The sequence below is a fragment of the Mesorhizobium sp. B3-2-1 genome, from assembly GCF_006439515.1.
In the GTDB taxonomy this organism is placed as follows: Bacteria; Pseudomonadota; Alphaproteobacteria; order Rhizobiales; family Rhizobiaceae; genus Mesorhizobium.
Window position 1 is genome coordinate 23,454 of the sequence record NZ_VFTI01000029.1, and the last position, 12,361, is coordinate 35,814.

Here is a 12,361-nt window from a genome sequence, read left to right on the forward strand (position 1 = left end):
CTATCTCGGCTCATTGTTCATGCTCAGATAGGTAGGGTCGAACTCGGCAATCCCGGCAAGTTGCTCCCAGTCCAGAATGGTGACCGTATGGTTCGTCCAGGTAATCACCTTGATCTTCTTCAGGCCCCCGATCACCCGGTTCATGTGCACGACCGACAACCCGAGTACGTCGGCCATTTCAGCCTGTGACAGCGGTAGATGGAAGCTCATGCCGTCGGTGCGTTTCACCGCCTGCAGGCGCACGAACAGTTCGCATATGAGATGGGCCAGATGCGAGGTCTTGGAGCGGCGGCCCATTGCCACGATCCATTCGCGATGAATGGCGCCATCGACCAGCGTGTCAAGCCACAACAGCCGGGCCAGGTGAGGAGCCTGTTCGGTGATGGCTTTCAGCTTGTTGTGATCCGCGAACATCACCCGGCAAGGTGCAAGTGCGACGATACCGTGATCCATGGTCTTGAGCAAAAAGGCGTGGAGATCTACAAAGTCGCCGGGCACCTGCAAGGACGTGAACTGCCGGCCGCCGTCCTCGAGCACCTTATAGCGTGCCGCCAGGCCGTCCAGCAGCATGGTGCTATAGCTTGGCCGGGATCCCACTCCGACCAGGTCCTGCCCCTTTTCGAACTCCCGTCCAAAAGAAACCGTTTCGGCCAACAAGGCCTTCTCTTCGTCCGAGAGAGTGTCGTGCTGGCCGAGTTGCAGGTAGAGAGACTCTAACATGATAGCCTCGAAACGATCGGGGTTGAAACGCCGATCGCCGGTTGTCTCGGACGCAAGCATGGCAGCCGGACCGCAGGCCTTCGGAAGATGGCGGACACTATCAATCGGCAGCCTGGCCGCACTCTGGTGCAAGCGCCGGAGCGGATAGGGAACCACCAGCGCCGCCGAATATTTAGCACGCTAAGGTGTCCAAGGCTGCCCGAAAATGAAACTGTATCATTTCGATCTTTGGCGATGGCCTCGTGCCGGACGACGATGGCCAGCCGTTCGAATCGCGAGAACAGGCGAGGGCGGAAGCCATTCGCATCTTGCAGGATGTCGCTCGCGACGAAACGCCGGATCGCGATCTGGTCAAGATCACCGTCAAGGTGCGCAATGAGGCGGGCGCCCAGGTGTTCGAGGCATCGCTTGTCCTGACCGCCGGGTGGAGCGCGTGAACTTGATCCGGTCAGCGTGAGAGTCGCTCTGGAATTTGCACCACATTTTCCGATCCGGGCAGATCGAAGGCCATGGCCAACCGACGCGCGGAGGCCATTTCCACGATCAGCTCTTCAATCGAACGATCCGGCAAACCCGTCTTCACTTTCTGCCTTACCCTTGCTGTGAGTTCATGAACCCGGACAGGCGTGAAAAGCGGGCTGTCGTCCAGCAACCTGCTGATTTCAATCACCACATCGGCGTCAATGTCTTTCGGCAATTCCCGCATGGGCGCCACCTTGGTCTCGAAGCGACCCGAAGGCGATCAGGCATCGCGCACCAGAAGCGTGCCGGCCGCGGATCGATCGTCGGATTCATAAAACCATCCGCCCGGCGCGTCACGAAAAAACATGGTACGAAAATTACCAAACGGGTTGGTCCCGCAATCATGCATCTTGGCCAAATCGCGCGGCTATGGGCATCGACCGGTGGCGCATGTGGCATGCCGTGGCGCGTTTGCCGCCAGCATCCCTGCATTCACTTGGTGAACTCGTCGTCAAGAATGCGCAGCGCCTCTTCATATCTGGCCGTGGATGCTCCGATCTGTCGTGATTGCCAGATATTGTCGGTCAAATCCGCCCGTTTTACCGGCAACGCCAATGGGTTCGATGCAGCCCGGCGTACGAATGCGAAATAGTCCTCGCCTTCTCTGCGTGTCATGGCATCGACCGCTGCGGCGATCGTCGGTCCGAAGCCCGCCTCTTCGAGTCTGGTCCGGTTCCAGCCGTCGCTTTTTTCCAGGACGTCGTGCAGATAGGCGACGACTTTCTGGTCCATCGTCTCGACAGCGTCGACCACTCGACGGCAATGGTCGATATAGGGGCCTCCTGTCTTGTCGTGCTGCGATGCATGGGCCTGCTCCGCAATCTTGGCCGCCCGATAGAAAATACTCATCACATGATCTCCGCCCTTTCGGCCAGCGAGCCGCGTTGCCTTCAGGCACCACCCGCTTCCTGGTTTCGCATGCGATCCACCCCGCAGCAAAACGCCGGCCGCCGGCGTCGGTTCCTGTGCCTTTTGCAGGAGCGGTTCCCGCACGGGACACCCGTCTCTTCGAGCGCCATGGCATCGACGCCGCTTCGGTCGACGGGCCGACGGAAATGGACCGGCCAGGGGTCCCAGAACCAGGCCGCCGATCGGTGATGGACCGCTTCGGTTTCGACGAAGCAATAGGCAGAAAAAGACTTCTTTTTGCGATCCGGCCCGAATGCTCTCTTGCGGACCTTAGAACACGCAAGGCTCGCTTGGGAGGCGACGCCCAAACAAGAGCGGCTGCCAAAACAAGAGCCGGCATACGCCGCTTGAATGAGGCCGATGCCGGCAACAGCCATAGGGGAACCACGACGATGAAGACTTTCCGAAATCGCCTGATGAGCGCGGTCGGCGCAGGCTTGCTGGGCTTGGGGCTTGCCGCTCCTGCCAACGCGGGCGCCATTCGCCTTGGCATGACGACCTGGGTGGGCTACGGCCCGTTGTTTCTTGCCCGCGACCTTGGTTACTTCAAGGAAGCCGGCGTCGATGTCGACCTGAAGGTCATAGAAGAATCAGCGCTTTACATGGCGGCGGTCGCCGGTGGCGATCTCGATGGCGCCGCCTCCACCGTCGACGAACTGATGAAATACCGCTCGGACGATCTCTGTTTCAAATATGTCCTGGCGCTCGACGACAGCCACGGCGGTGATGGCGTCGTCACACAACCCGACGTCAAGTCGCTCAAGGATATGAAGGGCCAGCAGGTGGCCTTGAACGAGGGCTCCGTTTCCGAATTCTGGTTCAATGTGCTGCTGAAAAAGGAAGGCATGACCGAGGACGACGTCACCATCACCAACATGACCGCCGATGACGCGGCGACGGCCTTCATCGCCGGCCAGGTTCCCGCCGCCGTGACCTGGGAGCCGCACCTCACCGAAGTCCGCAAGGGCGGCAAGGGAAAGGTGCTGATCGATTCCACGACCACCCCTGGCCTGATCGTGGATGTGATCGCCCTCAAATGCGATCTCATCGAAAAGCATCCCGAGGACGTGAAGGGCCTCGTCAAGGGCTATTACAAGGCGGTCGAATTCATCAAGACCAATCCGGAAAAGGCCTATGAGATCATGGCCAAGGGCATTGGCGGCTATCTCGAAAAGCCAGAGGATTTCGCGGCCGGCGCCAAAGGCGTGCGCTATTACGACCACGATCGTAACCTGGAGTTCTTCGGCACGCCGCAGAAGAGCGAGGCGTCCGAACTGGTGAACTTCGCGCAGGACATCTGGGGCAAGGCCGGCAAGCTCAAGATGACGATCGACGCGAAAACCATCCTCGATACCGATTTCATCAAGGAGCAGTGATCGTTCGAGAAACCGGGGTCGGTCCGTCTGGGCCGATCCCGGTTTTCGGCAGGCCAGAGCTTCGCGCTTCAGAAAATCAACGGAGGCCACCCATGGCACAGAGGCGGACGGCGTGGACGCGCCTGACGACCCCATTCGCCAACATTCCCGCCAGCACGGCAACAACACTCGCGCTGGCGATGTGGGTGGTCGTGATCGGCGGCTGGGCTCTTCTGTCCTACGGCCGCGTCGTGCCGAACATGTTCCTGCCGACGCCCGGAACCGTGCTGCAGACGACCTATCGCATGTCTCTGGACGGCAGCCTCTTCTATCACACTTTGACCAGCGCCAAGGTGGTGATCCTGGGCTTCATCGTCTCCTCGCTGATCTCGGTACCCCTGGGGCTGTGGATGGGGACCTACCGGGTGGTGCAGGCGCCCCTGGAACCCTTGGTCAACTTCATCCGCTACCTGCCCGTGACCTCCTTCGTGCCTCTGTTCATCCTTTGGATCGGCATCGGTATCGAACAGCGCATAGCGGTCATCTTCTTCGGCACCTTCTTCCAGCAGCTGGTGATGATTTCCGACTGCGCGCGCAGCGTGTCCAGGGATTTGGTCAACGCCTCCTACACTCTGGGCACCAAGCGCAGCGAAGCCGTGTGGCACATCATTTTCCCGGCCGCGCTTCCAGCGATCCTCGACACGCTTCGCGTCACCATGGGCTGGGCCTGGACCTATCTGGTCGTGGCCGAGCTCGTCGCCGCGTCGAGCGGCCTCGGCTATATCAGCCTGAAGGCGATGCGAGGCTTCCAGGTCGACGTGATCTTCATGGCGATCGCCGCGATAGGGCTTCTGGGCCTCATCACAGACACGGCGTTCCGCATTATCCGGGCGAGGGTCGCGCCATGGGCATCCTGATTTTGAACGCAAACTCGCAAACCGCAGTCGGATCAAGGGTAGCAATGAGCGAGACCATCAAGGCGAACGATCTGGCCGGCACGGCCGCGACGACCGGCGATCCGCGCTCGACCGGTACGACGATGGCCATCGAAGACGTGACATTGCGTTACGGCGACGCCAACGGCGTGCTGGCGCTGGACGATGTGTCGCTGAAGGTGGCCAAGAACGAGTTCTGCGTCATCGTCGGCCCTTCGGGATGCGGCAAATCCAGCCTGCTCTACCTTGCGGCCGGCCTCAATTACGCGACTTCGGGCAGCATCAAGGTCGATGGCAGGGAAGTGATCGAACCCGGCCCCGACAGAGGCATGGTGTTCCAGAGCTACACCTTGTTTCCCTGGCTCACCGTGCGCGCCAACATCGAGTATGGGCCCAAGCGCAAGGGCCTGCCGGCGGGGCGGCGCAAGCAGATCGCCGACCAGTATCTCGACGAAGTCGGCCTCGCGCCTTTTGCCGACCACTACCCTGCCCAGCTTTCCGGCGGCATGAAGCAACGCGTGGCGATCGCGCGCGCGCTTGCCAACGACCCGGCCGTTCTGTTGATGGACGAGCCCTTCGGCGCCTTGGACAGCCAGACTCGCGGCACCATGCAGAAACTGCTTTTGCGCGTCTGGGAGAGGCAGCAAAAGACCGTGCTGTTCGTTACCCACGACATAGACGAGGCGCTCGTCCTGGGTGATCGTGTCCTGGTGATGACGGCCAGGCCCGGCAAGATCAAGGCCGAGATCAAGGTCGACATTCCCAGGCCGCGCTCGATGGATGTGATCCTCGAACCCGAGTTCATCGCGCTCAAGCGCCGCATCCTCGGCCTTTTGCACGACGAGATCGACGAGGATCATTGATGCATGTCACCCAAACGCATGCCCACGGGCTCTTCCCGAGGGTGTGCGGCGGTCTTGGGAGAACGACGTGCTTGGTTGGCGCAGTTCAGTGATACCAGACGCTGAGCCGCGCTCAAATCCCGAAGGCGAGGCGGTCTTTATCTTTCGCCCTGATGCGCCGAGCCCAGGATCATCTCCGAGGCCTTCTGTCCGATCATCATGCTTGGCGCGTTGGTGTTGCCGCCGATCAGCTTCGGCATGACTGATGCATCGGCGACCCGGAGCCCGTCCACGCCTCGCACCTTCAGCGTCGCCGGATCAACGACCGCCATCGCGTCCGTCCCCATCTTGCAGGTACCGGCAGGGTGGTAGACGGTCAGCGCTTCGGCGCGCAGATAGGCGAGGATCTCGTCGTCGCTGCGGACATCCTTGCCCGGAAGCATTTCCTTGCCGCGCACTGGATCGAACTCGGACGCGGCGAGGATCTTGCGCGCGATCTTGATGCCTTCGACAAGCACCATGGCGTCGTCTTCATCGGCGAAGAAGCGGTGGTCGATGAGAACGTCGCGGCGAGAACTGTCCCGTGACAATCTGATCTCGCCCACGCTTTTCGGTCTGAGCACGCAGGTGTGAATGGCATAGCCGTGGCCGTATTCGATGAGCCTGCCGCGATGGCTGCGATAGCCCGGCACGAAATGGAACTGAATGTCGGGCAGGCCGTTCGCATGCCTGGTTTTCGCAAAGCCGCCGGCCTCGACGTAATTGGTTGTGAGCATTCCCTTGCGGCGCACGAAATACTGGAAGGGCGCTGCGGCGATGCGGGGCAGGTTGGCAAGCGACAGGCCGAGCGTCCTGGTGCTCCTGGAGCGCACGGTGATCATGCCGTCTATATGATCCTGCAGGTTCTTGCCGACACCCGGCAGGTCGAGAACCGGCGTGATGCCGATCTGCCGAAGCTCCTCCGCGGGGCCGATGCCGGACGCCATCAGGATCTTGGGTGAGTTGATGGCCCCGGCACAGAGCACGATCTCGCGGCTCGCCGCGAGTATTTTTTGCTGGCCGTCATGGCGCACGCGCAGTCTGGTCGCGCGCCTTTCGGCGATGACGATGTCGATCACCTCGCATGCGCTGAGCAGCGTCAGGTTCTTGCGATCGAGCACCGGCCGCATGAAAGCGGTGAAGCTGCTGAAGCGCTGGCCCCGGTTCTGCGTGACGTTGTAGATCCCGACGCCGAACTGGCTCTCGGCATTGAAGTCTCCATTGGCGGGCAGGCCGGCACGTTCGCCAGCCCTGACGAACACGCCGGAAAGCACGTTCGGATCGCGCGGATTGTCGACCATCAACTCGCCGTCCGTGCCGTGATAGCGCGGGTCCTGGGCGACCAGGTTGCGCTCAAGCTTCCTGAACACAGGCAGCACGTCGCTGTAGGCCCAGCCTGCGCAGCCGAGCCCGGCCCACTCGTCATAGTCGTCCGCAGCGCCGCGAATATAGACCATCGAGTTGATCGAGCTTGATCCGCCCAGCGCCTTGCCCCGGTTGACCGGAATGCTGCGGTTGTTGAGATGGGGCTGTGGCACGCCGACGAAACAATAGTCGTAATTCGGGTTGCCATAGAGCGACAGGATGCCTGCCGGCACCTTTACCCGCAGGCTGTCGTCGCTGCCGCCGGCCTCTATCAGGCACACTCTGGCCGACGGATCGGCGCTCAGCCGATTGGCCACCACGCAGCCGGCCGAACCCGCTCCGACGACGATGTAATCATAGCTCTCGGTCTTCATGCCGGCCCCTTGAGAATGCCGGCGCTCGAGGCATCGCGGAACGGGCGGCTGCGGTAGCGCATTCTGTTCCGCAACCAGTTTCGTGCCGACCCATGCCCGGCTTCGCCCGCCACCTCATGCGGCGCTGCGGATCCGACCGCTGAAACTGTAGATGCGTCTATCGGCGCGAGAAATTCGGAAATGGTTACGCGTGACTTCGGAGATTCGTTATGGGCGCCCACCGGCACGTGCTGCTACTTGTGAGCGCCAATAACGAGACGACCGGATGACACACGGCCTGTCTGGAACACGGTGAAAGGGATCACCCCGGGCTGCATCCGCCAGCCGCCGGAAATCGGCTTTCGTTCCGTGCGGCAGGAGCTGTCGGATGGTCAGGAGAGGACTGGGCATGTCGGTTGAGACGATAGACACGCTTGTCGTTGGCGGCGGCCAGGCGGGAGTGGCCATGAGCGAGCACCTGAGCAAGTGCGGAGTGCCTCATCTCGTCCTCGAACGTGGCCGCATTGCCGAGCGCTGGCGCTCGCAGAGGTGGGACTCCCTCGTTGCCAATGGCCCGGCCTGGCACGACCGCTTCCCGGGCATGGAGTTTCCGATTACGGGTCCCGATGGCTTTCCCTCCAAGGAGGAGGTTGCCGACTATTTTGTCGCTTACGCAAAGCAGATCGATGCGCCGATCCGCAGCGGCGTCGAGGTCAGGCTTGTGCAAAGAAATGTCGGTCGGCCCGGCTTCCGGGTCGAGACGTCCGATGGTGTGATCGAGGCCAACAGCATCGTCGCCGCGACCGGACCTTTCCAGGTCCCCGTCATTCCGTCCGTTGTGCCAGCGGAGGCGGGCGTCCTGCAAATCCATTCCAGCGCGTATCGCAATCCCGCGCAATTGCCAAAGGGCGCGGTGCTGGTGGTCGGAGCGGGATCGTCGGGCGTGCAGATCGCGGACGAGCTCCAGCGCGCGGGAAGGCGCGTCTATCTTTCGGTCGGCCCGCACGACCGCCCGCCGCGGGCCTATCGCGGGCGCGACTTCTGTTGGTGGCTGGGCGTTCTCGGCAAATGGGACCTCGAAACCCCAGGACCAGGCACCGAACATGTCACGATCGCGGTGAGTGGCGCGCGCGGCGGCGAAACGATCGATTTCCGCCGTCTGGCCGCGCAAGGGCTTACCCTGGTCGGCATGACGAGGACCTACCAAGACGGACTGATGAGCTTCGCGCCTGATCTTGCGAAAAATATTGCCCGCGGCGACACCAATCTGATGTCGCTGCTGGACGAAGCCGACGCCTATGTCGCGCGCAACGGTCTCGACCTTCCGGAAGAACCCGCTGCCCGCCGGATCGAAACGGATCCGGAATGCATGACCAATCCGATCCGCGAACTGCACCTGGCCAAGGCCGGGATAGCGGCGATCATCTGGGCGACGGGCTTTGCCGCCGATTATAGCTGGCTGAAGGTCGACGCCTTTGACGAGAAGGGCCGGCCAAGGCACCAGCGCGGCGTCTCGACAGAGCCAGGAATCTATTTCCTGGGGTTGCCCTGGCAGTCGCGAAGGGGTTCCAGTTTCATCTGGGGCGTATGGCACGACGCCAAGCACGTCGCCGATCGTATTTCGACGCAGCGAAAATATCTGGCCTACCACGCCGCCGCGAAGCGCGAGCCCGTGGACGCCTGACCAAGCCGACGACAGCTGCGAGCCGACCTGATGGAGACAAACATGGCGCATACGCGAATTCGCACCTTCAACACCAAGGATACCTATCCCGAGCAGAAGCTCGACAACGATCTGTGCCAGGCGGTCGTCACGCGCGGCGGCCGCACGATCTATCTGCGCGGCCAGTGCCCGCAGGATTTGGACACGGCCAAGAACATCGGCAGTCACGATCCGGTCGAGCAGACCCACAAGGTCATGCAGAACATCAAGCAGCTCATCGAGGAATGCGGTGGGACGATGGAACATCTGGTGAAGGTGGTGATCTACCTGACGGATGTACGCCATCGCGAAGCCGTCTACCGAACGATGGGCGAGTACATCAAAGGCGTGCATCCGGTTTCGACCGGCCTCGTCGTGTCAGCCCTGGCGCGGCCGGAATGGCTGGTCGAGATCGACGGCACTGCCGTAATTCCGGACTGAGCGCCATGACCTTCTCCATCGTGGCACGGTGCCGGCGCACCGGTATGTTCGGAGTGGCGGTGTCTTCGTCATCTCCCGCGGTCGCGGCCCGCTGCGCCTATGCGCAGGCGGGCGTCGGGGCGGTTGCCAGCCAGAACGTCACGGACCCGACGCTCGGGCCACGAGCGCTCGAGCTGATGGCGCGGGGCGCCTCCGCCACTGAGGCCGTCGCGATCCTGAAGCGCACGGCCGCTTTCAGCGAATACCGGCAGGTCCTGGCGGTCGACGCGGCTGGCGGCAGCGCAATCCATTCGGGACCGAAAGCGCTCGGCATCTGGGCCGAGGCGCGCGGCGAGGACGTCGCCTGCGGCGGCAACCTGCTTGCCAACGATAGGGTTCCGCAAGCCATGGTGGACGCCTTTCTCGCCTCCGAAGGCGATCTCGGCGACCGGCTGATCGCCACCATGCGCGCCGCGCTCAGGGCCGGCGGCGAGGCGGGACCTGTCCGCTCCGCCGGCATGAAGCTGGTGCGCGATGTCTCATGGCCCGTCGCCGACCTGCGTTGCGACTGGAGCGAAGAGTGTCCGGTCGAGCAGTTGGCGACGCTCTGGGATATCTACAAGCCCCAGCTTGATGCCTATGTCACGCGCGCCCTCAATCCGTCTGGTGCGCCGAGCTACGGCGTTCCCGGTGACGAGTAGTCCCGACAATCTGGAGCCAGCATGAGCGAACTCAGTCATGAGGATTGGATCGGCAAGGCGTCGGCGATCCGTTTTCGCGACGGCGCGTTCATCGACGGCAAGACGATGCCCGCGCGCTCCGGCCGGACATTCACCAGCATCAATCCGGCCACGGGAGCAACGCTCGCCGAGGTGGCCTCCTGTGGCGAAGAGGACATCGACCTTGCCGTCGCCGCGGCGCGGCGCAGTTTTGAGGCTGGCGTCTGGTCGCGAGCGAGCCCTCGGCATCGCAAACAGGTGCTGCTGCGGCTGGCGGAATTGTTACGCGAGAACCTGCAGGAGCTGGCGCTGCTGGAATCGCTGGATATGGGCAAGCTGGTCAAGGACGCCGCGACCATCGACGTGCCGGGGTCGGCGGCGATCTTCCAGTGGTACGGCGAAGCGATAGACAAGGTCTATGACGAGGTGGCGCCGACAGGCCGGGGTGACCTCGCTTTGGTGCGGCGGGAACCGCTTGGGGTCGTGGGCGCCGTCGTGCCATGGAACTTTCCGCTCGACATGGCGACCTGGAAATGCGCGCCCGCGCTGGCCGCTGGCAATTCGGTGGTGCTGAAACCCGCCGAGCAGTCGCCTTTCTCGGCGCTCAGGCTGGCCGAGCTTGCCATGGAGGCGGGCCTGCCCGCCGGCGTGCTCAATGTGGTGCCCGGCCTCGGCGAGACGGCCGGCCAGGCGCTTGGCCGCCATATGGACGTGGATTGCCTTGCCTTCACGGGATCGACCGCCGTCGGCAAGATGTTCCTGCAATATTCCGGCCAGTCGAACATGAAGCAGGTCTGGCTGGAGACCGGTGGCAAGAGCCCCAATCTAGTATTCGCCGATTGCGGCGATCTGGACGCGGCCGCCGACATGGCAGCCTTCGGCATCTTCTTCAACCAGGGACAGGTATGCTCGGCCAATTCCCGGCTTCTGGTGGAGCGCGGCATCAAGGATGCGCTGGTCGAGAAACTGGCGCAGCGGGCAACGGCGATCCAGCCGGGCGATCCGCTCGACCCCGCATCCAGGATGGGTGCGATGGTGGACGCGCGCCACGCCGCGACCGTCATGCGTTTCATCGATGGCGGCAAGAAGTCGGCGCGGCTGGTGACCGGCGGCGACCGGGTCGCCGTCGACGGGCGCGGCAGTTTTGTGCAGCCCACGATCTTCGACGACGTCTCGCCCGACGACCCTCTTGCCCGCGACGAGATATTCGGTCCGGTCCTGTCGGTGATCGCCTTCGACACCGAAGACGAGGCGCTTCGCATCGCCAACGACAGCGTCTATGGCCTGGCTGCATCGGTGTGGACCGACAGCCTGTCGCGGGCGCATCGCCTCGCGGAAAGGCTGCGCGTGGGCACGGTTTCCGTGAACACCGTCGATGCGCTGAGTCCGATGACTCCCTTCGGCGGTTTCAAGCAGTCCGGCTTCGGGCGCGACCTGTCGCTGCATGCGCTCGACAAATACACCGCGCTGAAGACCACCTGGATAAAGTATTGAGAAGCGGCCGCGACTTGATCACCGGCCGCAAACCGGCAACATAGCCACCATGCCGCTCCGCTTCACGCTCAGACAACTCGAATATTTCGTCGCCGTTGGCGAAGCGGGTTCGATCGCCAAGGCGGCCGAGCAGGTGAATGTCTCGCCGCCGTCGATCTCGGCGTCGATCGCTCAGCTCGAAGCCGAGTTCGGTGTCCAGCTTTTCGTGCGCAAGCACTCGCATGCCCTGGCGCTGACCGCGGGCGGGCGCCTGTTCCTCAAGGAGGCGGCGCGCCTGCTCAACGACGCGGACGCGCTGCACGATATCGCCGGTGATATCGCCGAAAAGGTGCGCGGACCGCTGGCGATCGGCTGCCTGCTCACTTTCGCGCAGATCGTGCTGCCGGCGCTGCGCAAGAAATTCGAGGACGCCTATCCCGATGTGCGCGTCAGGCAATTCGAGCGCAACCAGGGACAATTGTTCGAGATGCTGCAGCGTGGCGAGATAGACGCCGCGCTGACCTACGATCTGGAGCTGTCGCAAGACATGACCTTCGAGCCGCTGATGCAGTTGCCGGCCTATGTGATGCTGCCGGCCGCGCATCGCCTGGCGGCAAAGGCAGGCATCACACCCGAGGAACTGGTCGATGAGCCGATGGTGCTGCTCGATCTGCCCTACAGCAGGGAATATTTCCTGTCGGCTTTCCAGCCCAGGGGCCTGCGGCCCAAGATCGTCGAGCGCACCGGCGACATCGCCGTGATGCGCTCGATGGTCGCCAATGGCTTCGGCTACGGCATCGCCAATATGCGGCCGCTCAACACCATGTCGCCGGACGGGAAATTACTGGTCTTCGTGCCTTTGCTGGGCGACCTCCGACCGCTCACAATAGGAATTGCCTTGCCGAACGCCGAGCATCGCACGCTGACGGTGCAGGCCTTCATCGACCACTGCCGCCGCTTCGTCGTCGAGCAGGGCGTCTTCGGCACCGAACGGATCGTGAAGTGAG

General features: G+C 62.8%; 13 protein-coding genes. 9 read left to right on the plus strand and 4 right to left on the minus strand.

The genetic code is table 11. From position 1 onward, the window contains the following. Positions 1-720: a Crp/Fnr family transcriptional regulator gene (locus tag FJW08_RS25220; protein WP_140812776.1), complete on the minus strand. Its 720-nt coding sequence runs from the start codon at positions 718-720 to the stop codon at positions 1-3. Positions 721-962: 242 nt separating this feature from the next. Between FJW08_RS25220 and FJW08_RS25225 the strand changes: the two genes are divergently transcribed. After that, a complete protein-coding gene (locus tag FJW08_RS25225; RefSeq protein ID WP_246682555.1) occupies positions 963-1,157 on the plus strand; it encodes a hypothetical protein in 195 nt (64 codons plus the stop codon). Between the two features lie 11 nt (positions 1,158-1,168). Here FJW08_RS25225 and FJW08_RS25230 read toward each other — a convergent pair whose 3' ends face one another. After that, positions 1,169-1,426 (minus strand): hypothetical protein, encoded by a 258-nt coding sequence (locus FJW08_RS25230; RefSeq protein ID WP_140812739.1) that lies wholly within the window; start codon positions 1,424-1,426, stop codon positions 1,169-1,171. Between the two features lie 248 nt (positions 1,427-1,674). Beyond that, positions 1,675-2,091, minus strand: coding sequence for an HD domain-containing protein (locus tag FJW08_RS25235; RefSeq protein ID WP_140757031.1), 417 nt, complete (start codon positions 2,089-2,091; stop codon positions 1,675-1,677). A gap of 452 nt (positions 2,092-2,543) precedes the next feature. Between FJW08_RS25235 and FJW08_RS25240 the strand changes: the two genes are divergently transcribed. The 3 genes from FJW08_RS25240 to FJW08_RS25250 all read left to right on the plus strand — a co-directional run bounded on the left by FJW08_RS25240 (position 2,544) and on the right by FJW08_RS25250 (position 5,304). Next, a complete protein-coding gene (locus FJW08_RS25240; protein ID WP_140812740.1) occupies positions 2,544-3,527 on the plus strand; it encodes an ABC transporter substrate-binding protein in 984 nt (327 codons plus the stop codon). A gap of 92 nt (positions 3,528-3,619) precedes the next feature. Then, entirely contained in the window at positions 3,620-4,423 is an 804-nt protein-coding gene (locus FJW08_RS25245; protein WP_140756545.1) for an ABC transporter permease, read from the plus strand. A gap of 122 nt (positions 4,424-4,545) precedes the next feature. Beyond that, positions 4,546-5,304 carry an ABC transporter ATP-binding protein gene (locus FJW08_RS25250; RefSeq protein ID WP_210241215.1) on the plus strand — a complete coding sequence of 253 codons (759 nt, stop codon included), beginning with the start codon at positions 4,546-4,548 and terminating at the stop codon, positions 5,302-5,304. A gap of 137 nt (positions 5,305-5,441) precedes the next feature. On the opposite strand, the gene FJW08_RS25255 is transcribed toward FJW08_RS25250, so the two are convergent. Continuing rightward, on the minus strand, positions 5,442-7,061 hold the full coding sequence (locus tag FJW08_RS25255; RefSeq protein WP_140812742.1) for a GMC family oxidoreductase N-terminal domain-containing protein: 1,620 nt from the start codon (positions 7,059-7,061) through the stop codon (positions 5,442-5,444). Positions 7,062-7,449: 388 nt separating this feature from the next. Between FJW08_RS25255 and FJW08_RS25260 the strand changes: the two genes are divergently transcribed. From FJW08_RS25260 to FJW08_RS25280, 5 genes are read left to right on the plus strand one after another with little or no spacing between them, the layout of a single operon-like run. Next, positions 7,450-8,724, plus strand: a complete 1,275-nt coding sequence (locus FJW08_RS25260; RefSeq protein WP_140812743.1) for an NAD(P)/FAD-dependent oxidoreductase — start codon at positions 7,450-7,452, stop codon at positions 8,722-8,724. Positions 8,725-8,766: 42 nt separating this feature from the next. Continuing rightward, positions 8,767-9,183: a RidA family protein gene (locus FJW08_RS25265; protein ID WP_140812744.1), complete on the plus strand. Its 417-nt coding sequence runs from the start codon at positions 8,767-8,769 to the stop codon at positions 9,181-9,183. Between the two features lie 5 nt (positions 9,184-9,188). Then, on the plus strand, positions 9,189-9,863 hold the full coding sequence (locus FJW08_RS25270; RefSeq protein WP_140812745.1) for a DUF1028 domain-containing protein: 675 nt from the start codon (positions 9,189-9,191) through the stop codon (positions 9,861-9,863). 21 nt (positions 9,864-9,884) lie between these two features. Beyond that, complete coding sequence (locus tag FJW08_RS25275; RefSeq protein WP_140812746.1) at positions 9,885-11,375, plus strand: aldehyde dehydrogenase; 1,491 nt, start codon at positions 9,885-9,887, stop codon at positions 11,373-11,375. 49 nt (positions 11,376-11,424) lie between these two features. Then, positions 11,425-12,360 carry a LysR family transcriptional regulator gene (locus FJW08_RS25280; RefSeq protein ID WP_015316459.1) on the plus strand — a complete coding sequence of 312 codons (936 nt, stop codon included), beginning with the start codon at positions 11,425-11,427 and terminating at the stop codon, positions 12,358-12,360. Position 12,361: the final 1 nt, after the last annotated feature.